The following is a 26,032-nucleotide window of genomic DNA, read 5'->3' on the forward strand; positions in this document are numbered from 1 at the left end:
ATCTCGATGGACGGCAAGGGCGCTTGGCGGGACAATGTCTTCGTCGAGCGGCTTTGGCGGTCTATCAAATACGAGGAAGTCTACCTCCACGCTTACAAGACGGTGTCCGAGGCCCGCGCTGGCATCGGCCGCTATCTGACCTTTTACAATACCCGACGCCCTCACTCATCCCTTGACCGGCAGACGCCGGATCAGGCTTACTTCAAAGCGCTGGCGCCGATGATGGTGGCGGCATAATTGAGGCGGAAATCCACTTAGCAAAACGCCCGAAACTGTTCAGACAAACCGAACCACCTCTCATGATATGTGCCGTCCCACCTTTGCGCGCACCTTCAGCAATGCGTGACAGTGCATCAACAGTGGGTTCAAAATTGAATTGGGTGTCGTTTGCGCCATTGATCTGAAGATCGATGAGGCCGGGTGTGGCCACGTCGGCGATTGTCGCTCCCAGCTCCGTCGCCATGGCCTGCGTAGCCTCGCTGACGTGCACAATACGGCCCTGTACGATCCCGATCAGCTGGTTATGACGAGGTTCGGGTGATTGCCCGTCAAAAAGTGTGCGGGCGAACACAGAGTGTTCGAAACTGGCGGGATCAATTGCAGACACTTTCCGCCCCCTTGGGATGGACGTGCTGATAATATTCCGTATATGCGAGCTCGGCTGCCGCATCCTTGTCCAGAACGATTGTCGCCTTTGGATGCAGTTGCAGTGCGCTCGCGGGACAAGCGGCGGAAATCGGACCTTCAACCATCGCGGCGACGGCCCGGGCCTTGGTGACGCCGGTCGCCAGCAACAGGCAACTGCGGGTGGCCAGGATCGAACCAACGCCCATTGTCAGTGCATATTTCGGGATGTCCTCGGGGTTTTCGAAATAACGCGCGTTGGCGCGGCGCGTGTCCTCGGTCAGGGTCTTTATCCGGGTCAGGGAATTCAAGCTCGATGTTGGTTCGTTGAACCCGATATGCCCATTCTGACCGATGCCGACCAACTGAAAATCGATCCCGCCGCTAGCCGCGATCAGTGCCTCATACCGAGCCGCTTCGGCCACGCTGTCCGCGCAGTCTCCGCGTGGCAGGTGCGTGCGGGACGGATCAATGTCGATATGCCTGAACAATACCTCGCGCATATAGGCGTGATACGAGCAGGCGTGGTCCGGCGCTATCCCGATATATTCATCCAGGTTGAACGTAACCGCCTTGCCGAAAGACGCGCGGCCATCTTTGTGGAGTTCGACCAAACGCTGATAAAGCGGCAGCATCGTGCCGCCGGTAGCCAGCCCGAATACCGCGTCAGGCTTGGTGTCAAGCACCGCAACAAGCTGATCGGCCGCACTGACGACCGCCCGTTCGGCATCGTCGTAAATCAAAACCTTCATGCCACTTCCCTTTTCTTCAAAGCGGTCACGCTTACGCCTGCGGCGACGGGGTCACGCGGTTTCCAGATACGTCGAAAAAATGCAAAGCATCGGCCGGAAAATCGAGGCCAACGCGGGCGCCCTCAACCAATGCGCCGGCGCTCGGAGCCAGCACCGATATGTCGCCTATGGGCCCTGCATCCACAATGATGCTGAGCACTGAACCATGGTATTCGCAGAGTTTTATCGTTCCCTTGATCGCGGCATCGCCTGCCTCCGTGATGGAGATCTGTTCGGGGCGCATGCCCACGGTGCTGATCTTTTCTGAACTGCGTTGCCCGATGTCCAATCGCTGGTTGCCAGGTAGCATGATGCCAGCCTCGCCGCCGCTTGCCGCGTCAATCAGGTTCATTCTGGGGCTGCCGAGAAACTGGGCGACGAATACGTTCCCGGGGTGTTCGTAAAGTTCTCGGGGACTCCCGACCTGCATGATTTCTCCCTTGTTCAGAACGACGATGCGGTCCGCCAGGGTCATCGCTTCCACTTGATCATGGGTGACATAGATCATCGTCGCGGCCAGGGACTTGTGAAGAGACGCGATTTCGATGCGTGTTTCCCCGCGCAAGGCGGCATCCAGATTGGACAGGGGTTCGTCGAACAGAAAGGCCTTGGGTTCGCGCACAATTGCTCGGCCGATCGCAACGCGTTGACGTTGGCCACCTGAAAGCGCGGATGGTTTGCGGTCCAGATAGTCCTCAAGCTTCAGTGTGCGCGCGGCCTCGGCGACCTTGCGCTCAATGACCTGTTTGGGTTGTTTTGCGGTTTCCAGTGCGAAGGCAATGTTCTGGCGCACCGTAAGATGCGGATAAAGCGCGTAGCTTTGGAAAACCATCGAAAGCTGGCGATCAAAAGGCTCCAGCTTGGTGACGTTTTCATCGTCTATCAGAATCTGGCCTGAAGTCACATCTTCAAGCCCGGCTATCATCCGCAGCAGCGTCGATTTTCCGCAACCCGACGGGCCGACAAAAACGCAGAATTCGCCATCTTCGACCGTCAGGGAAACGGATTTGATAACCTCCAGTCCCTTGAAGGATTTGCAGATGTTTCGGAGCGAGATTCTTGCCATTTCTTATCCTTTGACTGCACCGGAGACCATGGAACCAGTGATTTTGCGATACATGATCAGGCCGAGCAGCAGCGGAGGCAGCGCCGCTACAATCATTACGGCAGCGGCCACACCCCATTGGACGCCACCGCCTGAAGTCGCAAAGAAGAACGATGCGCCGACAGTCATCGGCACTGCTTTCTGAGTGGTCAGTATCAGCCCGAAAAGGAATTCGTTCCACGCGGTGATGAAGCCGAAAACAAACGTCGTGATGAAGGCGGGGCGACACAGGGGCAACACGATCCGGAGAATGAGACGCGGCAGCCGCGCACCGTCCATTCGTGCCGCTTCTTCAAGCTCAATGGGGATCTCCGCGACCGCGTTGACCAGCAGCATGAGCGTCAAAGGCAGGTTCACAACGGCAAGAACCAGTCCAAGCCCAAGCCGGGTGTCCAGCAGGTTCACAACGGAAAACATCAAATAGAGCGGCACCGCGAAAATGATGAGCGGCAGGGCACGCAAGTTCACAATGAGCGGGAACAGAATGTTCCGGCCATATCCCCTGCGTACCATCGCCCAGGCGATCGGGAAGGCAACGACGATCGGCAGCAACGATCCGATCGATGCCGACAGCAGAGAGTTCAACAGATAATGATAGATGTTCAAACGGTCGCTTACGGTCAGAACGGTCACGAAATTCTCAATGGTGGGGTTCTGCACCACCAGCGACGGGTTGCGGGCAATTTCGGCCGGTGCCTTCAGGGCGGTTATGAATGTCGCGATGACCGGGAAATTCAAGACAAGAGCTGCGGTCACGAAGACAAGCCACCTGAGGATGAGGTGCAGTTTCATCGTCTCCTCCTCATCAGGCTCTGACCCAGGGCAAGTATCGCGAATGCCACGACGAACAAAAGGATCGCGGCCGCCATCGCCTTGCCGATTTCGCCCCGCCTCAGAAATGTCTCGTAGATGTAGATGGACATCGATGTCGTCGATCCTCCGGGACCGGCGCCCACCAGTGTGTAGATGTTGTCGAACACCCGGAATCCGTCGATAAACCGGATGAAACCCGCGACAAAAAGCGTCGGCATCATTTGCGGGAGCTCGATCTTCCAGAACATGCGCCAGGGACGGGTGCCATCAACCGACGCGGCTTCGCGGATGTCTTGCGGGATCGCTTGATAGGCCGTCAGAAAAAGCAGAAAAGCAAAGGGTGTCCATTGCAGGGTTTCGGCAACAACAATTGTTTTAAAGACCATCCCGGTGCTCAGGAATGACGGCGACCATCCAAGCCATTCATAAAAATAATAGGGAACCGGGCCTGCAAATTCATGCAGAACAAGCCGATACATCAGCCCGATCATCGCAGGTGCGACGATCATGGGAATGATGAGCACGGCCACCATCCAGCCGTTCTCTCTAATGAGAGGGGCCAGGTAGACCGCAAGAAAAAGACCGAGCACGCATTCAAGCAGCGCCGTGATGAGGCCAAAACGCAGCGAAAACCAGGCAGCGTCCCAAAAGGCGGAATCCTGGAGAACAAGCTGGAAATTCGCAAACCCTATGAGCTTTGGGGACATCAGGGACTGGAAGCTGGCTTCCGAAAAACCGTAGACGATGCTCAGGACAACAGGAAACCCCAGCAGCGCCAGCAGGAACAAGACCATCGGACTGGCAAGAATTGCATTTTCCTGGCTAGGCAGAAGGCGCATGGTGATCTCCTTGAATTCGGGCCGGCCGGGGATGCCGGCCAGCCCGGTTTTCTTATTTCAAGAGCTCGGTCATGGACGCGGAGATGTTGCTCATCGCCTCGTCAAGACTTTGTGTGCCTGCCCAGTAGCCGGTAAACTCCTTGGCCTGCGCTTCATAGACCGAAAGCGCATTTTCGGATGTGCCGCCGTTCATGACAAAGCCGTAGTTTGAGGCATAGTCCCCCACCTGCACGAGGTCCGGTCGCTCCTCCGCCAGTTTTCCCGCAGTGGCGGGCGTCAGGCCGGGAGCTCCGTCGGCGCGCGCGTAGGCAAGGGCCGCCTCTTCCGTGGAAAGCCATTGAAGAAACGCCCTGGCGCCCTCCTTGTTTTCGGCTGCCGCGTTCAGACCCAGGCCCAGACCGTGAATGTGAGTAAACCGTCCATCCGGTCCCGTTGGGGGTGCCTGGGTGACGGTCTCCGGTTGAGCGCCGACCAGATCGCTGGCCGCGGCATTCCACTGTACCATCGCCGCAACCTGTCCGGCGGAGTAAGCCGCATTGGCCTCGGCATATTCATATGATGTCGAATCCGGCGGAGTTGCGCCTGCATCGTACAACATCTTCGCCAACTCAAGCGTGTTCCGATAAGCCTCGGAATCCACAGTGATGTTGCCGTCGTTGTCCATCCAGTTCGCGCCGTAGCTGCGCGGCAGCGAATGGAAGACCATCATGTTGAAGAGCAGGTTCTTCATCTGAATGACGGTGCCGTAGCGGGTCGGGCTGTCAGGGTTGACCGACTGGCTGAAATAGAGCGCGTTGGCTGCGAAATCCCGCCAGGTCCACTCTTCCGGGTTTTTCGGTGCCAACCGCTCGCCAAGGTATTTTTCAGAGATATCGCCATAGAGCGTCCTGGCAGCATCATCCGCCATCAAAGCGTCTATCAGGTCCTTGCGGAAGTAGAGGAAATGAAGCGAAAGGTCCGTCGGCACGCCATATTGTGCGCCGTCAAACTGCATGGTCGAGAGAACAGTGTCGCCAAAGACCGACCCGGCCTCATCCGACAATGTGATTGGCTCCAGAAAGGGGGCGTAGCGCCCGATCGAGTAAGTGGCGATTAGGTTGGCGTCGAAGGCCGTGCTGCCAGCCGCCAAATCGACCTGGAGCTTGTCGAAAAAGCCATCCCGCGAGGTGAACAAGAGCTCGACCTTGTCCTCGTCCGCAAGGTCAGCCTTGGCGTTGTAGATTTCAGTGACAGCACGAAGGGCTGTTTCTTCCGGGCCGCCGGGCCATCCGAGGACCGTCACCTCCGCATTTGCTGTGCCTGTAAGCAGCACTGCAAGTGCGGTCGAGCACAAGAATTTGCGCGATAGCATCATTTGTTTGTTCTCCCTTGGGGTGCGAGTGCGGCAATTCCCAAGACGCCTGCGTTCGCCCCCAACGCCGCACGGGCAAGGGTCGATGAAACACGGGCAGGCAGTGTCTTGAGTTTGGTTTGCACCCTTGGGAGATACCCAGGAGCCAAACCCATGCCCCCGCCGACTACAATAACGGCAGGGTCGAAAGTCAGCTGCAGGTTGTGGCACAATCTGGCGATGTGGCTTGCCGATTCATTGATCAGTTCGTCTGCCCAGGCTTCGCCTCTTGCTGCAGCGGCAAAAACCTCGGGCGCTTGCCCGGAATGACCGCGCCGGCCTGCCTCCGCTGCAATCCAGCTACCCGATGCAGTGTCCTCCAGCAGCGTTTCACTGTCGGACAGCAAAAGACCGAAATGGCCACCAATGCCCGACCGGCCCTGCAGCAGCGTGCCGTTGACGACAGCGCCACCACCAATTCCCGTCGAGATGGTCAGAAAGACAGTGTCTTCGCGGTTGCCCGCGCCGAAACAGTATTCGCCCCAGGCCGCCGCCTGGGCATCGTTGCATAGGGTGGCCGGGACCTGGAAGATCGAGGTGACCTGCTGCGCCAGCGGGTACCTGTCCGGAACATTGAGCGTTCTTGGGTTCATCGCGGACCAGAAGCCGTCATGGACCGCGCCGGTGACCGTCACTCCGCAGTGCTCATAGCTCCCGCTCCACCCGCCGGCCAACTCGGCGGCTTGCGCGAGCCAGTCATCAGGCCCGTCCGCGCGCGAAGTCGCCACAGTTTCAGATGCCAACACCTCTTTCCCCTGGACGAGCGCCGTGAGAATCTTGGTGCCGCCGATATCGATGGCCAGCGTCGGAGACATCAGCGATCACCGGTTTTCGTGCGGCCGGTCAGCGCATCCGCGAACCAGGAAGTGATATGTTCCGGCCGTGAAATCGCCGATCCGACGACGACTGCATCTGCACCGTTTTTTTGGGCCCGAACAGCGTCTACGGGTCGCTGATAGCGGCCTTCCGCAACAGTGAACCGTCCGCATCCGGAAAGGGCGGTGACGAGTTCCAGATCCGGGCCATCGGGAATGGGCCCGCCGAGATAGCCGGACATTGTCGATCCGAGCAGTTCGCAGCCAAGATCGGCCGCCCGTCTGCCGTCCTCGACACTGGAGCAATCGGCCATTGCCAACACGCCAGCAGACTTGATTGCCGCGATCAGCCTGGAAATGGGTTCGGGCCGAACCCTGTCGGTCGCATCAAAGGCGACGATGTCCGCGCCGGCCTCGATGAGCGCTCTTGCCTGTGTAGGAAAAGGGGTAATTCGAACCGGACTGTCTGTCAGGTCCTCCTTTATCAATCCGATAACCGGTACTTTGGTAACCGCGCGGACGGCCTTTAGGTTCTCGACACCTTCAATACGCAAACCGCACGCTCCACCGTCCAGCGCGGCCAGAGCGAATGCCGCCGTTATTTCGGGGCGATCGAGGGGGCCACCGATGACAGGCTGGCAAGAGACGATCAGTCCGCTACTTAACTGCTCCAGAATTGACGGCACGCTGATCTCCTCTTTTGATGAGAAGATTTAATACCAGTGCAATACCAGGAAGCAATTTAATTGTAACTGGTATGTACCGTACCCGGTGTCAGCAGCTCTGCGGAGAAGTCGTAGCGCTCTCCGTTGTAGCGGGTCTCCGTGAACTCAACGGGCCGGCCGTCGTCGAGAAAACAGCGCCGTTCGACAATCAGGAGGGGGGTGCCGGGCTCCGCTTCGAGAAGCTCCGCGTCCAGTTTCGTCATGATCCCCGCCCGGATTCTTTGAATTCCGCGCGCTGGGGCAGCGCCAGCAGAGGCAAGCGCCGCATATAAGGACAGCGAAACCATGTTGCCATCCGGCAGAAACACCTTTGGAACGGCGGCACGCTCGACCGCGATCGGCACGCCGTCCGCAAGGCGCACACGAATGAGGCGAACGATCGGTTCCGCAGGCGGCACGCCCAACGCCATTGACTCTGTCGGTGTCGGGTTGACGGTATTGCGAGAGATCCATCGCTGACCGGGTTTCAATCCCCTTGCCTGCAATTCTTCTGAAAATCCGGTCAGGACGGAGAGTGGCTTTTCAAGGCGCGGCGTTACCGACGTCCTCGCGCCTTGCCGCCTTTGCAGGAACCCGTCTGCCTGAAGTTCATCCAGTGCCCGGCGCACGGTCACCCTGCTCAGATCGAGTTTGTCGGACAGTTTCCTCTCGCTGGGAAGATGGGCCGAAGCAGACAGAATGCCTGATTTCAGCGCGTCGGAAAGCGCAGCTGAAAGCCTGCGATACAGAGGTTCGCTCTGGTTGGAGCTCTCCATATGTTTGATCAGATACAGATAAAGATCGGCGAAATCACGCATAACTGGTCCTAATCATGACAATCTGGTAGTTACCAATTTGCGCGGTGCGTGACAAGTGACGATGGCCACGGGACGCATGTTGTTTCGATTTTGCTTGTTGGGGGGCTCTCTACGCGTAGCGCGCAACTTCACCTGGCGAAAAATACGGCAATCCGAAGAGCGGTGAAATGTGCCAATTGAAACCTTTGGCCCTGCTCTTCAAAACCGGCACGTGAACCACAAGCGTTTGTGTGGTTGTATCGCGAAGAAGGGCTGCCGATCCGCACCGGACTTGAAGATCCGAGGCAGGGGAGATGACCGATGGGTCGCACACACTGAAAAGACCCTTGGTGCTCTGCTTTCCGGCCGCACACAGGCTTGAAAATGAAATATCGGCTATCGTCTCTGTTTTCTGGGCTTCAGGGGAGCTGATCCTCCGGAAAGCTGTGCTTTGAAGTGCGTTAAAAATGAATGCCGTATTCAGGAGCAGGATCAAGTTCGATTTTCGAAAGGAGAGATCCCTCGATGATCGCTTGAATACTGATGTTTGCGCCCATGTGCGGATAAAATCTTGACCTCACGTCTGGGATCTCCACGTCGTTGGATTCCCCGTCAGAGGGCTTAGAGTCTAAACCTGTCGTGCGCATAATCCCCGCTCCCCGATACTTTTATGATCGAAAGAAATTTCGAAAAGCACACTAGGGAAGAGATGCAAAAACGGCGCTAAAGCCTTGAGGCGAATTTTCTCGGATTTATGGAAAAGTTGTTAATCTTTCGAGGGCGGGTTGTGATGGATTTACCCGAAATTTTTCGCTCATCTCATTTCAGCCGTTGGCTGGCTCGGATTGGATGTGCCCTGGAGCATGAGTCCAGCAGGGGGCGCATTTGCCAGCGTCAGATGAACAGCGGATCGAGGATCCGGTCGAAGCCAGATGTTATCAGCATTGCTTTCGCACAAGGCTGATCAACTCGCTTCGAACGGCTACAAAGGCGATAACCGCTCTTTGGCTGATCTACGGCTGCTTCGCGTTAGGGCGAAACGAAGGTAACCTTCACGCCGCGCTGGCGAAAGTAGGCCTGCAGCAGCTTACGGCCCGAGCGGTTGTTCTGGACGATCCTGGCCGGATCCAGGACGGCCTCTTTCAAGCCCTCGCGCTTCAATGCTGCCTTGAGCGCGGCAATGTGGTGCTCAATGTCCTCATTGTCCGCCTGAAGAGATTGGTAAATGCGGTTCGTTGCATCCGCTGCGGTCAATTCGCTCAATGGCACGTTCCTTATGTTGTTTACGGCGCATATCACATTTTCGATCCGGGTATCAAAGAGAGTTCACCGGGGCAAAACTACCGGCAGCGGAGAGCTTCGGCGGCAGCTTCCGAAACGAGTATCTCATTAAAGCGCTGTTTTCGTCACTGGGAGATGCCAGATGCCAAACCAATGCATGAAAGGAAGGCGAGCACGTCAGCAGTCCCACTCCTTCGGATATCGCGCGCCATGGGAGTTCGCATTGAAAACGGCATTGCGAACAGGCGCCGCTTGATCCGGACCTGCAACAAGCAGGGTCTTATGTCTTGACGTCGGGAAAAGCTCTAGTGACCACCTCCGGCCAGGCCCACGCCGGTGACAAGCGCGATCCATACCTTGATGCGCAGGCCCCAGGCCTTGATGATGCCGAGCCCGCCGAGAACATGTCCGACCAATCCGTGGCCGAAGTTCCTGTCATAGGTCTGCACGATACAGCCGCTTCCGTTGACAAGCAGGTCGCGATGCTCCGGATAGACCAGCTCGAAAAGTACGGCGACTTCACCGCGCGTGGCGAACTGGGAAGGTTCGAGCAGCCTGCCGGTGGACGTCACCTGACCGGCAGCGATTTCCGGCTGAATTGCGACTATTCTCGCAGGCAGCACAGCATCTATCATCGCTATATTGAAGTTGGTGTCGCAGGCGACCTCGGCAGGCATGCCAACGTAGAGAACGGAGCGGGCAACCTGGGAAAATCCGGCAAAGACCCGTTTGGGATGAGCCTCATCCCGATCGGGTATAATCAGCATCGCGGGACTTGAGGCGATCTGGGAGGCGCGGGCACCGACATGCAAGGTCTGCTGGTCAATGACACCATTCACTTGCGAGCGAACAATCGTCTTTTCGAGCTCGACCTGAGCCTGCTCAAGGGCGGCATTGGCGCTTGCAAGCTGGGCAGGAAGCACCTCGTTCAATTGTGTGTTTACTTCATCCAGAACGGCCTGCGCCTGAGCCACCTTGGCTTCGCCGGCGGACTTGTCTGCAACGGCGGCCTCGAACCGGGTTGCGGTGAACGCGGCGGAATTACGCTGCCGCAGTTCTTCCTGATCCTCAAACACTTCATTGGCCTGTTGAAGCACGGCGTTTTCACGGTCTACGGATGCCTGAGCGGATCGGACCTGTGCTTCGGCAAGTGCGAATGACTTCTCGATCTCCGCCAGCTTGAGTTCCGCGGTCTTGACCGCGGCTTCCTCGGTTTCGTTTGAAACGGTGAACAGGATCTGCCCCGGTTCGACGCGGCTTCCATTGTCGACGTTGATTTGCGTCACCGTGCCGCCGTTCTCACTCACAACCGGCACAATCCGAAACGGTACGAAGCCGGTGTACGATTTCGGGTAGTAGTAGAAGACCGTAAAAAACACCGCGAAGGCGAGAACCAGCCAGGAAAACAGCGCTATGTGAACGTTGTAGAGCGTAACGGGAATGCCTTTCCATCGCAGATAAAGAATACGCAATACGAAAGGTATGGAAGTGACGGTCAACTCAATCATTGTCGCTTGCTCCCACAGTCTGTGAAACCTGTCTTCGGCCTTCAGCGGGCGAACTTGGTGCTGCCATCACAGGCTCTGCCGAAGGGGTGTTTGTCTCGTCCGCCTTCACGATTTCTCCCCTGGGTGCAGGCGGGACACGCCGGCCGTCGCGGTCGTGTTCGCCCAAATGACTTTTCTGCAGTTCCTCGAGCATCACACCCTCAAGCTCACCCTTGAGCGTGTGTTCCTTCATCGGTTCGAACCACAGCATGAGATCGCGCGCGAGCGCAGTCGCGATCAGTGACAGTGGCAGCAATATGCTGAAATGACTGAGTGGCGGGAAAATCTCATAGGCAAAAGCAATCATCAGCAGCATGGGAATTGTTGTTTGCAGCGGCGTGCCTTCGTTGTGCTTCTCGGCAAATCGATCGAAGCGGGCATAAAAGTGAAACACGGCGAACAACAGCAGAAAAACGAGGAACAACGCTGAAAAGGCTGTACTGTCCGTCGTTCCTGGGGGTGCCCACCAGGATACGGTCTGTCCTTCAGTACTTGCCTCATTTGCAAGCGCTGAAGCTGAAGGCGGCACGAAGACGGCAAGAGGCAGAAGCAGGCGGACCAAGAACTGGCTTTTCATTGCTTGCCTTTCCTTTTTTCTGAATTTTTCATGCCGGCCAAAGCGGCTTCGTCAATGTGACGCAAAAAAAACAAATCGAATACCAAACACAAATCATGGTGGACCCAGCGGTCGCGGCGCAGCACTTTTCAGTAAAGCTTTTATCGGCAAGGCTGCAAAGCCGGTCAATGTTTTTCTTACGCAGCGAAAGCCACGATCCAACTGATGACCCTATCCTGATTGAAGGCGAGGCCTCGCGCAGTAAAGTGGCGCCATTGAGATGGCGGTAACGGAAAACAGAGAACCTGTTTGCATTTCCGGGAGGAAATTGCTGTCAAAGCGGATGGGCTAACAGGATCATTGGCCGTTTAAGCACCCAACCTATCCGGCTCCACAGGCGCTGAGGGGGACCAAAGGTCCAGCCAGGTCTTAATCCTGCCAGGTGTTCCACGCCTTCAACTGCTCCACGGCGCGCTTCGGCCCAATTGTCAGACGGCAAAAATCAAATACTCCAGGGGTCACAGAGGCAAAAAAATAGCAAATGTGGAGCTTGAATAAGCGGTGACGCAGGTAGCGGAAGGTGGCCGGAGCCATCCGGTCGGGAATGCAAATGCTGAAACGCCTGTGTTCCGGCTTTCTGCAGTCGGCTTTTGTGAGCGCCGCATAACGGGCAATCGGCGGGGTGCGGCCGCAACAGATCGGGTCGTGAGGCGAATGGAGACCCGTCCAGTCGACGCTTGAGCGCGCAATCGTTGCCATGGCCTCGCCGAAGCCGCGCTGTGCACCGTAGCCGCCGAGGCAGTCGAAAGCCGGTCCGAGCGTGACAAAGGCGAAGCCGCCCCTGCGAGTGCCGAAATCGGCAGTACCTTGTGTATTCGACGAACCGAAGGCTGAACAGACGGATGCGGCTGTCTCGGAGGAATTAAGGGCCGTCTGCCTGAGTTGCGCGTGGAAGGCGAGGAAACCTTGCGAGCAGGGCGGAGGGTGCGCAGAATGACCGGCAATCGATCCTGTCCGGCCGCCGTCCTGACTCATGCTGCCAGCCAGCGCATCGTTTCAAGCATAAAGCCGGCCAGTTGCCGCGGCTTTTCAAGATGGCCGTAATGGGTCATCGGCATGTCGAACACCATCGTCCGGATGGCAATATCGGGATTTCGATCTCGGAACTGGTTTGAGACCAGGCGTTCGCGTGCTTTTTCGGGATCGGTCTTGTGCCAGTGGCCCTGATCCCATTTTCCCGCGGACCAGAGCATTTTATCGTAGCCCGTCAGCGGTGCGTCGTTCGAGGCGAAAAGATCGCCGAGAACCTGATCAAGGTCGATCTCGACCGTTGCGCCGGTAAGGGTCTGCCTGATTTCGGAGACGATCCGGCCGCGCAGTTCAACCATGCCCCGGTGTTCCATGTCCAGAAGAGGCTGCTTGAACTGCGGCCGGCGCGCACTTTCACGCTCGAGCCAGGCTTCGGCAACTTGCAACGCGCCCAAACCCGGTTTCGCAAGGGAGTTCAATGGGCCAACATACGCTGCGTATTCTTCGCTGCCTCGGGCGCGCAATTCCCACATCGGCGGGAACCCGGCCAGTTTGGCAACGCTTCTTTCACGCTTGCCGACCGTTTCCTCCCACTCCTTGCGCAGGTTCGACGGACCGCCGCTGCCCCAGCCAAGGAACCGGCGCTTGAGGCGTTTTGAAAGTTCCGGATCGCCATGTGCCAGATAGACCAGTTCGCCGGAGGTGGAATGGCCGACCAAAACGATGTCACCGCAGGTCTCCCGCAGTATCAGGCGCTTCAATCCTGCGAACTGCATGATGTTGGTGTAAAGCGCGTTGCGAAGCTTTACTTCTTCAGCGGGCAGTTCGGTATCCAGAAGAAATTGCGGGGCGCGTTTGGTGAAAGGGCCTGACCAGCCGCCGTACTTGAAATTCCCGGGAATCGTGACAAGTAGCACATTGACCTTCTGGGCCAGGTATTGGCCAAGTCCCGCCTCATTGTCGAGGTTGACTAGGAACTCGTAGAAATTCGCCGAACCGCCGTGAATGATGATGGCCCAGGGCCGGTTTCGCGCATCCGGGTCCAGGCTTTCCAGCCGGAGTCCGGTGATGTCCCAGTCGAGCCCGTACTGTGAATAGCGCAGCACAGTCCATTTCGCCCGGTATCCGAGGTCAAGTGCCGGAACAGCCTCAAGGTCACGAGGATCGAAGGCTCCGCCGGGCGCCAGATCCGCAAGGCGTTTCACCCTGCGTCCACCGTCCGGTAGTCGGATATCGGCGCCGAAGGTCTCCACGAGGCTTTCGGGCATCATCGTATAGTCCGCCGGCTGGTCGAGCAGGTCCGGCAGGTCACTGCGGTGACGGCTCTCAGGCTTGTCCGAATTGCCGGCGCGAAAATCTGTCGGCACTGGTGGTGTCTCCATTATCTGGCAGAGGCAAGTCGGGGCGAATTTTAGTTGAGAATTTCGACGGAGATAAAAAAACAGAACTTAATTCCGTATATCAGAACGACAGGTAAGGTCGGGCGAGGTGCTTGCGGTTCGGTTCGCGACCCTGATGTGGCGGAAAGGGGGGCGAAAGGATGCTCGGTCTGTCCGGCAGTAAGGCTCTTAACTTTTCGGTTTGTTCCGTTTTCACTTGGAACGGCGCATGCCGCGTCGCATCGGTGTTTCGCGGGCTGCGGAAGTGAAGCGGCTCAATCCGTTTTTCCGTCATCCTGGCCATTGTGCTGCCTGGAGAAGCCCTCAACGATGCATATCTTGCGGGCATGTTCCGCATTGCCGTTGCATTCGGCCTTCTGGTTCACACCTCGTTGACGCGCGATGAGGAGGGGCAGACGCCTCCGGCGGCTCAATGTCTTTTTGGTGCTTTCGCGGCACTCGCCTGTGCGCTTGCCTATGTCACCCGGAAAATCGGGCTCGAGCAATTGCCCGATCCGGCCCCTGGAACCATCGTGAGTGCCCTGGCTGGCCTTGCTGCCGTCGTGGCCGTCATTCTCGTGTCCCGCCGGCAGCGATCCAGCCTTCGTGATGTCTTTCGCAATCTCGATCTCTGGATCGTCCTGTCGGCGGCGATGGTCTCCGAAGGGCAGATTCTGCTCTTTGCCGCCTTGCCTTTCGAAAGGGTCTCGAAAACGGCAATGATTGCCTCGCTCGAGATTTTTGTTTCCATGTTCCTATCCACTGTAGTCTTCAAAACCGAAGGAAGGCCGAGTTCGAAAAGCTTGTGTTGGCCGCGCTGGCAACCACAGGTGTAATCCTCGCGGCGGCAGGATAGGGAGTTGCCTGCAAGCAAGCTGAAAAATAGCTGACTAGACGCGCAATATTGTTCCTTTATACGGACCGCAGTCCCATTGACGCGATGAAAGACTTGATCTTACTGTGAAACGTGAGCTGGGACGGTGGCCGCAGCATCACCTTGGGATCAGGGCGCCGGGAGGGCGCAAAGGTCGATCTTGAGGACGAAGTCCAGGGCTGCGCGACAGCCAGAAGTCCGTTTGAAGGAATGCCGGCAGAGCGACGGCCCAGCGGACGGATAATCACCATTTGGAGGAAAACATGAGACGCGCATTTCTAAAAGCCATGACCGCGGCACTGGCCGCCGCCGCCATCTTCGGCGGAACTGGCGCCGTCCAGGCGGAAACGCCGGCGGAGTTCTATCAGGGAAAGGCAATCAAGTGGATCGTGCCCTACAAGCCGGGTGGCGGTTATGACGAATACTCCCGTATCATCGCTCCCTTCCTTGAAAAATACACGGGTGCACGGGTAGACATTGTCAATATGCCGGGTGCCGGCGGGATGAAGGGCGCCAATGAAATCTTCAATGCACCCGATGACGGACTGACCATCGGCATCATCAACGGCTCTGCCATGGTTACCAATGAAATCGCCGGCATCGCCGGTGCGAAATACAAGGTGGCAGACTACAATTTCCTGGGTCGTGTCGTCGCCGACCAGCGTGTTCTGATCGTGTCCACCCAAAGCGGGCTCAATTCATTTGAAGATCTGCTGGCCTCGGACGAGCCGGTCCTGCTCGGGGCGACCGGCCTGGGCGGATCGACCTATGTCGATGCGGTCGTTGTCGGTCTCGTCATGGGCAACAACCAGAAGGTCATCCACGGATTCAACAGTTCCTCCGACGTCCGCCAGGCGCTGTTGCGTGGAGACATTCAGGGCATGTGGGGATCCCTCGGGTCGGCTCTCAACGGCATTGAGGCGGGAGATATGAAAGTCATCACGCACGACGCGAACAAGGGCATTCCGCAAGCTCCGGACGTGCCGAGTGTCTTTGAACATGCGGCCAATACGGACAATCCGGCCCGCTCGTACGAGATCCTTGCAACGTGGGATGCTCTTTCGGCCGTTGGCCGTCCGGTCGCCACGTCGCCAGGTGTGCCGGAGGACCGGGTCGCCTTTCTTCAGAAGGCTTTCAGCGAGGCGATGAACGACCCGGAGTTTGTGACCATCGCCGAAGATACGCAGCGTGACATTTCTTTCCTGGACGGCAACAGCATGAAACTCATCGCAAGGGCATCGACCCAGATGAAACCTGAGGTGAAGGAAATTTTCGTCGCCGCCATTCGCGGCGAGATCTGAATCGGCAAGGAGCGGACGAGCCGACCCGGCTCGTCCGCTCCACCTTCACCAGTCGGCACGACCGGGGATAACGAATGACAATAATTGAAGGAATGACCAGCGGCTTCCTGCAGGCGGTCAGCCTGGAGGTCCTGCCCTACCTGATAACCGGCGCATTTTTTGGTCTGATCATCGGGGTGATCCCGGGACTGAGCGGCCATTTCGCCATGGCCATGGCGGTGACCTTTCTCTATTCGATGGAACCCGGTGCGGGTATCGCCTTCCTGCTCGGGGCGCATTCCACGGTGGCGCAGGGGGGCGGCCTGACCGCGATCCTTTTCAGCACACCTGGAACGGGCCAGAACGCGGCAACGTTGCTGGACGGACCGCCGATGCGCGACAAGGGGCGGGCCGGTATCGCGGTTGGGGCGGCAATGGCCTCCTGTTTTCTCGGCGCAACATTTGGTGCGATCGCCCTTGCCGCGCTAATCCCGGTCATGCGCGATGTCGTCCTCTTTTTCGGTCCGCCCGAGATCTTCGTCCTGGCCTTCCTGGCCCTGACGTTTGTCGCGATACTCGGCAAGGAAGACCTGGCTCGTAGCCTGATTGCAGCTCTGCTGGGTCTTATGCTGGCCATGATCGGTGTCGACAATGTCACCAATGCCGAGCGTTTCACCTTCGGATCGGAACATCTGGCTGATGGGCTGTCGATGGTCCCGGTGATCCTCGGCCTGTTTGCGGTGGCGGAGATGATTGATCTTTGGCTTCGCGGTGGTTCGCTGGCGCAGGATGCCCCGAAAGCCCTGTCGGGGAAGGAAACGCAGCGCCAGATCTTCCATGGTATCCTGCTCGCTTTCAAGCACTGGTGGCTGGTGCTCCGCTGCAGTGCAATCGGCACGGTCATGGGACTGATCCCGGGACTTGGCAGCGCGCCGGCGGCCTTTGTCGCCTATGGCCACGCCAAGCAGAGTTCCAAGGACAAGGACACATTCGGCAAGGGCAATGTCAAAGGGGTGATCGGAGCCGAGGCAGCCAATGACGCGGTTGAAGGCGGAGCGCTCGCCTCGACGCTTGCCTTTGGAATTCCAGGGTCCTCCTCGATGGCGATCCTGCTGAGCGGGTTGTTCATCCTCGGGCTCGAAACCGGTCCGCAGATGCTGAACAGCAATCTCGACATCGTCTTCATCATGATCTTCACCATCATCATAGGCAACTTCCTGGGAACGATTGTCGGCATGTTCCTCGTCAATCCGCTGTCGCGGTCGACGTCGGTGCGAGCCTCCTTCATGGTGCCCGTGCTGCTGTCAATCATCGTGACCGGCGCCTATGCCGCCGAGCGGTCTGTTTTCGATATCGGCATCGCTCTCTTCTTCGGTGTCGTCGGTTACGTCATGAAGGTGTTGAATTACTCCCGTGCAGCGCTGCTGATCGGTTTCGTGCTCGGTTTTGCGGTTGAAAAGAACCTCTATCTCGCGCTGCTGCTCGACGGTCCGTATTTCATCCTGCAGCCCGTTCCCTTGATCCTGAGCCTGATCACCGTTGCCTTCCTGACCATCAACATCATCGGCATCCTTCGCGATGGCCGGAGGAGGCGGATATGAGCCTGCGGGATACCGGCATGCGCGAAACAGGCGCAGACAAGAAAATCGCCGTGCGCGACGATGACATTTCGAATGAAACCGTCCGGGAGGAGGCCAACCGGCACGCGATGGAGGTCGTCTTCCTCCTGATCCTCGGAGCCGTCGTGCTTGCCGCCTTCGTCCAGGCCTTCAGTTATCAGCTTGTGTCGTCACGAACGCCTTTTGTGATCATGGTGCCGCTCATCGGTTTGCTTGTCGGGCAAATGGTCAGGCTATTGCGCCAGCGCGGCCTGGACTCTGTCCGCGCGCGGGTTCGGGCGGTATGGACCGATGCAGGCTCGGCTTTTCGCAAGTCGCTCGTCTTCGTCGGCTGGCTGGCCGCGCTACAGTTGACCATCCTGTTCGCCGGCCACTACGTGGCGGTGGCAGGCTTCATATTTGTGCTCGCCTGGTATCTGTGCGGCGAGAAATGGAAGCTGTCTCTGGGAATGGCCCTTGCGACCACGGCCATCCTCTATCTGGTTTTCCAGATCGGTTTTCACATCGATCTCTATCCCGGCATGATCTACCGCTACTTCGCCGGTTACCGAAGTTTCTAGCTTCATTTTCAAGCTTCTCGTGACGCAGAGGAGGACCAATTCGGTCAAATCCGGAGGACATGAAAATGGCTTCACCCTGTGTCGTCAGAGTGCTTGACCGGGCAAGAAGCCCGCTCATCGCTCGCTTCCTAAAGGGAGGTCGCCATTTCCCATGCCATTTCGTCTTCATTTAGGAGTTTAAGCCCTAGTTTTCCAACGAGAGACACTCAATGCATGACCCCTTAACCGGCAAGGTCCATTGGCATGAACCCCAGGCCGAAGACCGCGCAGGCCACGGCAAGTTCGGCCAGCCGCTTTCTGAATACGACAGGTTCATGGACGCCGAAGGCATTGGCTGCTTCCGCGGTCTGGGGTTCAACAGCGTCTTCGATCTGCCGTTGAGCGACTGGCCCCGGATGGGCGGGCGCGGACACTTCATCCAATTGCATGGTACCGAGGGCAAGTGGGGCTGCTATGTGGTGGAGGTTCCCGCGGCCGGTGGCCTGAACCCGGAAAAACACCTCTACGAGGAGATATTCCTGGTTGCGGAAGGGCGCGGCACGACGGAGGTCTGGCTTGAGGAAGGCGGACGGAAGCATGTCTTTGAGTGGCAGAAAGGTTCGCTCTTCTCGATTCCGGTGAATGCCTTCCACCGGATCGTCAACGCCACGAACAAGCCGGCTCTGCTGATCGCGGGCACCACGGCACCGAATCTGATGGACCTGATCGGCAACACCGAGTTCATCTACAATACGCCTTACCGGTTTTCCGACCGCTTTTCACCGGTGCCGGATTTCTACAAGCCGTCGGAAGACATTGAGCCGGATCCGATCCGGGGGCTGGCGATGCGGCGCACCAACCTGGTGCCGGACGTGGTGAACTGCGAGTTGCCGCTCGATAACCGCCGCTCCCCCGGTTACCGGCGGGTGGAGCCTTTCATGACCGGCAACAAGTTCTATCTCTGGCTCGGCCAGCATGAGACCGGACGCTATTCCAAGGCTCATGCGCATACATCCGCCGCCGTGCTGATCGGTCTGAAAGGCGAAGGCTACACATATACCTGGCCGGAGGAACTTGGGGTGACCCCCTGGAAGGACGGCAACGGCGATCAGGTGCAGCGGATCGACTACGGCCAGTTCGGCATGGTCAGCGCCGCTCCCGGCGGGGCGCGCTGGTATCACCAGCATTTCAACACATCCAGGGAACCGTTCCGCATCTCCGCCTGGTTCGGTCCGAACCACCCTAGTCTCGTCACCGGTCTGCGTCCGGGCGCGCAGCAGACCGACTATACCGCCATGGACATCACCGAAGGAGGTACGGCCATTCCCTATTGGATGGAAGATCCTCATCTGCGCGAGGAATTCGAAGCCCGTATCCGTGCAAGCGGCGGGACGCTGCGAATGGAGCCCACACGCTATGAAAAACCCGAAAGGGTGACCTGACCCCGTGGCAGACACGCCCCAAATTTCGCCTGCTGGCGGGCAGATCTTCTTCTCCGGGGGCTCCCGTAGCCTCATCGAGGAGGATGAGATCGAGATCACCAGCGTGGGTGTCGACATCGGCTCTTCCACCGCGCATCTGCTGTTTTCCCGGTTGACGCTGGAGCGGTTGGATACCCGCTATGTCGTCACTTCACGCGAGGTTCTCCATGCCTCGGAAATCCTGCTGACACCCTATCGCGACAATGGTGACATCGATGCCGAACGGCTGGGGGCCTTTGTCGACCAGCAATACGCAAGAAGCGGCCTTGCCCGGGAGCAGGTTGACGCGGGTGCGCTGATCCTGACCGGTGTTGCAGTGCGCCGCCGCAATGCCCGCGCCATCGGGGAGTTGTTTGCTGCCGATGCCGGGAAATTCGTCTCGCTCAGCGCCGGTGACAGTCTGGAAGCGGTTATGGCTGCCCATGGTTCCGGCGCGGCTGCCGCATCCAGAGACGGGCGGACGATCCTCAACATCGACATTGGCGGAGGCACCGCGAAGCTCGCGGTTTGCCGGAACGGTGAAGTGTGCGAGGTGACGGCGATAGAGGCAGGGGCCCGCCTCGTTGTGACCGATGCCCGTGACCGGATCGTCAGGCTTGAAGAGTTCGGGGCCAGAGCAATCGGGCCGAATGCGAAGCTGGGCGATACACTGAGCCGCGACGGGCGGTCCGTCCTGGCGGCAATGCTGGCGCACCGCATTTTGCAGGGCACTCTTGGAGGACTTGAGCCGGTCTATCACCGCCTGCCGCCGATCGCTGCCGGCTGGCAGTTCGACGGTGTCGTCCTTTCCGGTGGCGTATCGGAGTTTTTCTACGGCGACACGGCTGAAGATTTTGGTGATCTGGGTCTGGATCTCGCCCGGCTTCTGCGCATGGACCTCAAGGCGGCGGGGTTTGCCGTGCTGCCAAATCGGGACGGCATTCGGGCGACTGTTGTCGGTGCTTCGCAATACACAGTGCAGGTCAGCGGCAGCACGGTCTTTCTGGATCCGCTCGAAACGCTGCCGCTCCACAATCTGGCAACCGTGCGGCCGGCCTTGAAGCTCAGCGAGGAAATTGATCCCGCCGCAATGGAAAAAACCGTCTCGGCGGAGTTGCAACGCCTTGACCTGGCAGGCGGTGCGCAGCCGGTGGCGCTTGCGTTGTCCTGGCAAGGGTCAACAAGCTTCGCCCGGCTTCACGCCCTGAGCTGCGGCCTGGTGGCGGGGCTGGCTCCCGTGCTGTCGGCAGGGCATCCCCTGGTGATCGTGACCGACGGCGATATTGGCGGCCTGCTTGGAATGCATTGCCGCGAACACGGGCTGGCAACGAATCCGATCGTGTCGATTGACGGCATTTCTCCGTCGACCTTCGATTTCATCGATATCGGCGAGGTTCTGCACGCAACCGGAGCCGTGCCGGTTGTCATCAAGTCGCTGGTTTTTCCCGGCGAACCCACCCGGCTGGAGACCGAGACATATGACCGGCACCAAGTTTGAGGCCCCCCCAAAGTCAGTGACTTCGATCTGGCCCGCGGTGACGGTTCTGGCATTCGCATGCGTTGTTTTCGCGGTTGCCCAAAGCTACAGCGAAACTGCCCGCCGCTTTCCTTCAATCATCGCCCTCGTGCTTGCCGTGCTGGCGTTGTTCGACATGTATGGCCGCACCCGGCTCCCCGGACACGACGCGCTCAACACCTTCTGGGGCAGCGGATTTTCACGACGCGAAATGACCCACAATCCGGGCCTGCGCGACGAAATCGCCGTGCTGGGATGGGTGTTGTCCGCGTTCGCCGCCCTGGCGGTGCTGGGCATTCTGGCGGGAGCTCCCCTGTTTACGCTGTTCTACATCTAGCGCCGGGGCGGACGGCCGTTCGCTCAGGCTGCCCTGATCGGGCTCGGTGTCCTGACCTTCGAATATGGCGTTTTCGAATGGGCCCTCGATTACGAACTCTATCGAGGGCTCATTGTGGCGGAGGGCGGGCTTTCGGCCTGGTGAAAAGTTTCGAAAGGAGGAACGAAATGAAACATCTGTTGAAATTGGGGGTTCTGACACTGGCGGCCTTGGCCGCGGCGCCGGCACAGGCCGGTTATCCGGAGAAGGGGCCGGTTACATTCGTCGTGCCCTATGGTCCGGGAGGCGGCTTCGACACGATCGTGCGTACCTTTGCGCCGGAGGTTGAAAAGGTGCTCGGAGCGACCATCGTACCCAAGAATATTCCGGGTGCGTCGGGCACGCGCGGCGGGCAGAGTGTGGCGCGTGCGGAAGCCGACGGCTATACGATCGGCATCTACAATGTGCCCGGCCTGAACGTCGCCGGGACCCTGGGGCGTGACATTGGTTTCAATCTCGATGACGTCACCTGGATCGCCAATCTGGCGGAATCCAAATATGCCGTCGCCGTTGCCAAGGACAGCCCGGTCACCAGTCTGAAGGATCTTTGCGGCCTGGGCCGCCCGATCAAGCTGTCCGATACGGGCAAGGATTCCACGTCCTCGATCGCATCCGTGATTGCGTTCAACCAGATCGGGTGTGAAATCAACAACATCACCGGTTACAGCGGTTCGAACGATACGATGATTGCCGTGATGCGCGGCGAGGTGGATGCTACCTTGAAGCCCATCTCTTCCCTGGCGAAGTATACCGATTCCGGCGACTTGCGGCTGATTGCGACGCTGACGGAAACTTCGGTGGTCGAAGGCGTGCCGTCGACCACCGAACTGGGGTTCCCTGAACTTGCAAAACTCGGCCTCAATCGCGTGGTCGGTGGACCGCCGAACATGCCCGCAGACGTGGTGGAGACACTTTCCGGTGCGTTCAAGGCCGCGGCCGAGAGTTCCACGATCCAGGAATGGGGCGGCAGCACCGGGACTGTGATCAAGTATCTGGATGCCGAACAGACAGACAGCATGATGACAGGCGTTTCGGACTTCTACCTGCAATACAAGGAATTGCTTGAGTAGCAGTCTGCCGGGCCGGTCCACACAGGACCGGCTCCGCCATGAAAGGAAAGCATGATGGGGTTCGAAGCGCTGCTCCAGGCTCTTGCGGACATCGCAGGCGGTGGCGGCATAATCTATTTTCTGTCGGGTATCGTGCTTGGGCTGTGTTTCGGGGTCATTCCGGGTCTTGGAGGCACCACCGCGCTTGCGCTGCTGATCCCGGTCACCTACGGAATGGTGCCGCTGGATGCCATGTATCTGGCCGGAGGTGTCATGGGGTCGACTGCCTTCGGCGGCTCTATTTCGGCCATTTTGTTGAACACGCCCGGCACGGCTCCAAACGCGGCAACAACGTTCGACGGATATCCGCTGGCGCGCCAGGGAAAGGCGGGGTTGGCCATTGGCGCCGCGGCCTGCGCATCTTCGATGGGGGGCGTGATCGGGCTCCTTACGCTGATCCTCTTCATTCCGATCGCCAAGGCAATCGTTCTCAGCTTCGGTCCTGCCGAATTCTTCCTGCTGACCATATTGGGGCTGACCGCAATTGCAGTCTCCGTTCGCGGGAAGATGTTGCGCGGCCTGATCGCGGGAGCGGTCGGACTGACTCTCGCATTCGTCGGATCGGACATGATTTTGGGCGACCTGCGCTTCACGGGCGGTCTCAACTATCTCTGGGACGGCGTTCCGCTCGTCCCCACGCTGACCGGCATGTTCGCTATCTCCCAGATGATCGAGCTGGCGTTGAAAGGGGGCTCGGTGGCAACAGTTGGGGACAAGGACGTGGCGGCCATGAAGATCACGGGAGTGGGGGAAGGGGTTCTTGCCGTTTTCCGTCACTGGCCGGTCCTCTTGCGCGGGTCGGTCATCGGCACTCTGATCGGAGCCATTCCCGGTCTCGGTGGCACGGTTGCCTCCTTCCTGGCCTACAGTTCGACCGTTCAGACGGACAAGCATCCGGAGACTTACGGCAAGGGCAACATTCGCGGTGTAATCGCGCCGGAGTCGGCCAACAACGCCAAGGATGGCGGATCACTGATCCCTACCGTGGCTTTCGGCATACCCGGCAGCGCCGAGACCGCGATCTTTCTCGGCATCCTGGTGCTCCACGGAATGGACCCGGGGCCGATGATCCTTCTGCAGCACGAAGGAGAAATCTACGGGCTGATTGTCGCGATCACCCTTGCCTCGGTCGGGGCATCGCTTCTCGGCCTGGCGATTTCGCGGTTTCTGGTCCTGATCACACGCATCGACGTAGGCATAGTGGCTCCAGTGGTGATTGCCGTTTCGCTGACCGGGGTCTACGTGCTTGAAGGTCGCATGGCGGACGTGCTGTTGACCATGATCATGGGACTGGTCGGCTATTTGATGATCCGCTTCGACTATCCGAGGCTGACGCTGGTGATTGCTCTCGTGCTCGGCGAAACCGCTGAACGGTCCTTTCACCAGGTTCAGCAGATCTCCGACGGACATGCACTGCAGTTCATACTGGGGCGGCCCGTGGCGACGATCCTGTTGCTCGCCACGCTCATGACCTTCCTGTTGCCTGTGGCGCGCAAGCTGCTGGAGAAGCGCAAGGTTTTACGGAACTGAAGACTGGTCCGGCGGTTCCGCAAAGGCCGCCGGGCCAGTGTGCTCCATGGAACACGCTGGATGCGTCTGTGCACGGAACGGCCCGCGGCCAACGAACCAGGCGGGATATCGCAGCACCGAACCCGGCGGGGCGATCAGTTCTCCGTTAACGGCACGCAAAAAAGGCGGCCAATTCAGGGCCGCCGTGGGCGAGGGGAGCTTGGGAGAGTTAGTCCTTTGAAACCGCGATGACGACATGGGTGTCGTCGGGACGGACTTCATAGGTTCTGAGCGGGATCATGCACGGAGGCGCGACGACCTCGCCGTTGCGGATGTCGAAGCATCCGCCATGGAAGTCGCATTCAATGACATAACCATCCAGGAAGCCCTCGGCGAGCGATCCCGGACCGTGGGTGCACAGGTCATCGGTCACGTAGAACAGGCCTTCGACATTATAGACGGCCAAGACCAGATCGCCGTTTTCCACCTTTATGGCTTCACCTTCCGGCACCTCGGACTTTTCGCAAAGCTTCAAGGTTGTCAGGGTCTGTGTCATTGGTTCCTCGCCACTGTTTTGTCTGCTGGTTCCTTTCGCAAATTATTGGAACATCGTTCCGTATGCAAGAAAGTATAAGACGGAAGTTGGAAGTAATTTGCGCTGGAAGCAAGCGGAAATTTCGCGCGCCAGGACAAGTCTGTTCCAACCGGCTGATGATAAGAGGAAAAATCGTGCAGATGAGGGAGGCAACGCAATTGTTCCGTATAAAGGAATATTGTTCTGCATAAAGAATTCGGCTAACGGTAAGGAAATATGGAGGTGACGATGTCCGAGAAGGTCAAGCCAGCCGGCGCCGAAAACGAACAGCCGAAGGGTTACTACCACAGTCAGAAAAACCGTATCTTTGTGCGGAGTGTGCAGGGAGAGTACAATCTGACGACCGAGCTGGAAAGACTCCGTTCCATGCCACGCGTGCGCAAAGCGCGCGAGATCAAATTTGTCGATGGGCCACAAGCCTACAGCCGGCACTATGTCGAACCCAAGGACGGGATCAGCCAGCTTTTCCATATTCATCTTGAGGAATATGGTCCGGGCGGTAAATCGCAGAAGCACGGTCACGTCAACGAGGCTGCGTTTTATATCCTCGACGGGGAGGGCTACGAGGTCCATGACGAGATCCGGTATGACTGGAAAGCCGGCGACGTCGCGATCGTGCACAACAACTGTGTGCACCAGCATTTCAACGCTTCCGACAGCAAGCCCGCCCGGGCCCTGGTTCTGAAGACCAAGCCGATGTTCGTCTTCATGAACATGCTGTTCCAGAAGACGGTCGTGCCCCGCGAGACCACGCCGGCGCCAGGTGGAGAGAACTTCACCGTCCGCGAGGAAGAGGAAGACTTCAATCACCCGGAAGGAGGCTGCTGAGATGGCATGGGGCGAAAGCAAGGCCTGGTTGACGGGCGCTGAGAACCGGGATCTCTATCAGCAGCTCCTTGACGACGCGACCACGGCGCCCGAGCGAAATGCGGCACGGAAGAAAATCGTCCGCCCGGAGGAAATGCCCTGGGAAATGTCGCCTCAGGGGCTTTTGAAGCATCTGATCAACGAGGGCATGAACACCCGGATGGAGACAGTCGACTCCTATATGCAGATCGTTCCGCCAGGGTCGAAATCGGGCAAGCACCGTCATCTCGCGGAGGAATGCCTCTATGTGCTGGAAGGCCGCGGCTACGATCTGCATCAGGACTGTGACGTCGAAATCACTGACGACTACCACTGGAAACCGCAGGACAAGGTCCAGCGCTTCGATTACGAGGCCGGCGATGTGATCTACGTGCCGCCAAACACGATTCATCAGCACTTTAACGCCGACCCCGGCAGGCCGTTGCGGCTGATTTCCTGCATCAACCGGATCTTCAAGCAATGCGGCCTCAACGATCTCGAGCAGATCGAGGATGCGCCGGAATACCAGCCGGGTGTCGAACTGACACCGGAACGGGTTCGTCGCTTCCTCAGGACCTGTTCCTGAACCGGCCGGCCCGCGAGCATTCCGGGCCGGCCGGTTCCGGATACTTCCTTGAT

General features: G+C 58.5%; 27 protein-coding genes. 12 read left to right on the forward strand and 15 right to left on the reverse strand.

Features of this window, described 5'->3' with window-relative positions; genetic code table 11:
- Positions 1-237 (forward strand): integrase core domain-containing protein (locus OA90_RS13505; RefSeq protein WP_156510491.1); only part of this gene is annotated, 237 nt, incomplete at its 5' end.
- On the opposite strand, the gene OA90_RS29015 is transcribed toward OA90_RS13505, so the two are convergent.
- The 14 genes from OA90_RS29015 to OA90_RS13570 form a co-directional block, all read right to left on the reverse strand.
- The gene (locus OA90_RS29015) at positions 203-607 is read right to left on the reverse strand and encodes a hypothetical protein (protein ID WP_199823705.1); all 405 of its coding nucleotides are present in this window, start codon (positions 605-607) and stop codon (positions 203-205) included. The genes OA90_RS13505 and OA90_RS29015 overlap by 35 nt on opposite strands.
- Positions 594-1,376: a glucosamine-6-phosphate deaminase gene (nagB, locus tag OA90_RS13510; RefSeq protein WP_068412406.1), complete on the reverse strand. Its 783-nt coding sequence runs from the start codon at positions 1,374-1,376 to the stop codon at positions 594-596. The genes OA90_RS29015 and nagB overlap by 14 nt, the downstream gene beginning before the upstream one ends.
- A gap of 31 nt (positions 1,377-1,407) precedes the next feature.
- Positions 1,408-2,481: an ABC transporter ATP-binding protein gene (locus tag OA90_RS13515; protein ID WP_068412409.1), complete on the reverse strand. Its 1,074-nt coding sequence runs from the start codon at positions 2,479-2,481 to the stop codon at positions 1,408-1,410.
- A 3-nt stretch (positions 2,482-2,484) separates the two neighbouring features.
- Positions 2,485-3,312: a carbohydrate ABC transporter permease gene (locus OA90_RS13520; protein ID WP_068412413.1), complete on the reverse strand. Its 828-nt coding sequence runs from the start codon at positions 3,310-3,312 to the stop codon at positions 2,485-2,487.
- The gene (locus OA90_RS13525) at positions 3,309-4,172 is read right to left on the reverse strand and encodes a sugar ABC transporter permease (RefSeq protein ID WP_068412416.1); all 864 of its coding nucleotides are present in this window, start codon (positions 4,170-4,172) and stop codon (positions 3,309-3,311) included. The genes OA90_RS13520 and OA90_RS13525 overlap by 4 nt, the downstream gene beginning before the upstream one ends.
- 52 nt (positions 4,173-4,224) lie before the next feature.
- The gene (locus tag OA90_RS13530; RefSeq protein ID WP_156510503.1) at positions 4,225-5,523 is read right to left on the reverse strand and encodes an extracellular solute-binding protein; all 1,299 of its coding nucleotides are present in this window, start codon (positions 5,521-5,523) and stop codon (positions 4,225-4,227) included.
- Positions 5,523-6,377 (reverse strand): ROK family protein, encoded by an 855-nt coding sequence (locus OA90_RS29500; RefSeq protein ID WP_068412422.1) that lies wholly within the window; start codon positions 6,375-6,377, stop codon positions 5,523-5,525. Before OA90_RS29500 ends, OA90_RS13530 begins: the two co-directional genes overlap by 1 nt.
- Positions 6,377-7,063, reverse strand: a complete 687-nt coding sequence (locus tag OA90_RS29505) for an N-acetylmannosamine-6-phosphate 2-epimerase (protein ID WP_068412425.1) — start codon at positions 7,061-7,063, stop codon at positions 6,377-6,379. Before OA90_RS29505 ends, OA90_RS29500 begins: the two co-directional genes overlap by 1 nt.
- 56 nt (positions 7,064-7,119) lie before the next feature.
- A complete protein-coding gene (locus OA90_RS13545; protein WP_156510493.1) occupies positions 7,120-7,899 on the reverse strand; it encodes a GntR family transcriptional regulator in 780 nt (259 codons plus the stop codon).
- A gap of 1,008 nt (positions 7,900-8,907) precedes the next feature.
- Entirely contained in the window at positions 8,908-9,141 is a 234-nt protein-coding gene (locus tag OA90_RS13550; protein WP_068412428.1) for a hypothetical protein, read from the reverse strand.
- Between the two features lie 323 nt (positions 9,142-9,464).
- Positions 9,465-10,667 carry a biotin/lipoyl-binding protein gene (locus OA90_RS13555; RefSeq protein WP_068412431.1) on the reverse strand — a complete coding sequence of 401 codons (1,203 nt, stop codon included), beginning with the start codon at positions 10,665-10,667 and terminating at the stop codon, positions 9,465-9,467.
- Positions 10,660-11,235, reverse strand: a complete 576-nt coding sequence (locus tag OA90_RS13560) for a hypothetical protein (RefSeq protein ID WP_156510494.1) — start codon at positions 11,233-11,235, stop codon at positions 10,660-10,662. Before OA90_RS13560 ends, OA90_RS13555 begins: the two co-directional genes overlap by 8 nt.
- Positions 11,236-11,691: 456 nt before the next feature.
- On the reverse strand, positions 11,692-12,297 hold the full coding sequence (locus OA90_RS13565) for a hypothetical protein (RefSeq protein ID WP_068412437.1): 606 nt from the start codon (positions 12,295-12,297) through the stop codon (positions 11,692-11,694).
- Positions 12,294-13,658: a hypothetical protein gene (locus OA90_RS13570; protein WP_068412440.1), complete on the reverse strand. Its 1,365-nt coding sequence runs from the start codon at positions 13,656-13,658 to the stop codon at positions 12,294-12,296. Before OA90_RS13570 ends, OA90_RS13565 begins: the two co-directional genes overlap by 4 nt.
- Before the next feature lie 359 nt (positions 13,659-14,017).
- Between OA90_RS13570 and OA90_RS13575 the strand changes: the two genes are divergently transcribed.
- The 9 genes from OA90_RS13575 to OA90_RS13615 all read left to right on the forward strand — a co-directional run bounded on the left by OA90_RS13575 (position 14,018) and on the right by OA90_RS13615 (position 23,973).
- Positions 14,018-14,506 carry an EamA family transporter gene (locus tag OA90_RS13575; protein ID WP_068412443.1) on the forward strand — a complete coding sequence of 163 codons (489 nt, stop codon included), beginning with the start codon at positions 14,018-14,020 and terminating at the stop codon, positions 14,504-14,506.
- Positions 14,507-14,807: 301 nt separating this feature from the next.
- A complete protein-coding gene (locus OA90_RS13580; RefSeq protein WP_082837035.1) occupies positions 14,808-15,845 on the forward strand; it encodes a tripartite tricarboxylate transporter substrate-binding protein in 1,038 nt (345 codons plus the stop codon).
- A gap of 74 nt (positions 15,846-15,919) precedes the next feature.
- Positions 15,920-17,425: a tripartite tricarboxylate transporter permease gene (locus OA90_RS13585; RefSeq protein WP_082837036.1), complete on the forward strand. Its 1,506-nt coding sequence runs from the start codon at positions 15,920-15,922 to the stop codon at positions 17,423-17,425.
- Positions 17,422-18,003: a tripartite tricarboxylate transporter TctB family protein gene (locus OA90_RS13590; protein WP_068412452.1), complete on the forward strand. Its 582-nt coding sequence runs from the start codon at positions 17,422-17,424 to the stop codon at positions 18,001-18,003. The genes OA90_RS13585 and OA90_RS13590 overlap by 4 nt, the downstream gene beginning before the upstream one ends.
- A gap of 209 nt (positions 18,004-18,212) precedes the next feature.
- Complete coding sequence (locus OA90_RS13595; protein ID WP_068412455.1) at positions 18,213-19,424, forward strand: cupin domain-containing protein; 1,212 nt, start codon at positions 18,213-18,215, stop codon at positions 19,422-19,424.
- A 4-nt stretch (positions 19,425-19,428) separates the two neighbouring features.
- Complete coding sequence (locus tag OA90_RS13600) at positions 19,429-20,940, forward strand: ethanolamine ammonia-lyase reactivating factor EutA (protein ID WP_199823706.1); 1,512 nt, start codon at positions 19,429-19,431, stop codon at positions 20,938-20,940.
- Positions 20,921-21,295 carry a hypothetical protein gene (locus tag OA90_RS29020; RefSeq protein WP_068412458.1) on the forward strand — a complete coding sequence of 125 codons (375 nt, stop codon included), beginning with the start codon at positions 20,921-20,923 and terminating at the stop codon, positions 21,293-21,295. Before OA90_RS13600 ends, OA90_RS29020 begins: the two co-directional genes overlap by 20 nt.
- A gap of 167 nt (positions 21,296-21,462) precedes the next feature.
- Entirely contained in the window at positions 21,463-22,404 is a 942-nt protein-coding gene (locus OA90_RS13610) for a tripartite tricarboxylate transporter substrate binding protein (RefSeq protein ID WP_068412461.1), read from the forward strand.
- 51 nt (positions 22,405-22,455) lie between these two features.
- On the forward strand, positions 22,456-23,973 hold the full coding sequence (locus OA90_RS13615) for a tripartite tricarboxylate transporter permease (RefSeq protein ID WP_199823707.1): 1,518 nt from the start codon (positions 22,456-22,458) through the stop codon (positions 23,971-23,973).
- 208 nt (positions 23,974-24,181) lie between these two features.
- Here OA90_RS13615 and OA90_RS13620 read toward each other — a convergent pair whose 3' ends face one another.
- Complete coding sequence (locus tag OA90_RS13620; RefSeq protein ID WP_068412467.1) at positions 24,182-24,508, reverse strand: non-heme iron oxygenase ferredoxin subunit; 327 nt, start codon at positions 24,506-24,508, stop codon at positions 24,182-24,184.
- Between the two features lie 267 nt (positions 24,509-24,775).
- Between OA90_RS13620 and OA90_RS13625 the strand changes: the two genes are divergently transcribed.
- Both OA90_RS13625 and OA90_RS13630 read left to right on the forward strand, forming a co-directional pair.
- Positions 24,776-25,375 carry a cupin domain-containing protein gene (locus OA90_RS13625; RefSeq protein ID WP_068412974.1) on the forward strand — a complete coding sequence of 200 codons (600 nt, stop codon included), beginning with the start codon at positions 24,776-24,778 and terminating at the stop codon, positions 25,373-25,375.
- Between the two features lies 1 nt (position 25,376).
- On the forward strand, positions 25,377-25,979 hold the full coding sequence (locus tag OA90_RS13630) for a cupin domain-containing protein (protein ID WP_068412469.1): 603 nt from the start codon (positions 25,377-25,379) through the stop codon (positions 25,977-25,979).
- The last annotated feature ends 53 nt before the right edge of the window (positions 25,980-26,032 follow it).

This window comes from Labrenzia sp. OB1 (assembly GCF_001624695.1).
Taxonomy (GTDB): Bacteria; Pseudomonadota; Alphaproteobacteria; order Rhizobiales; family Stappiaceae; genus Roseibium.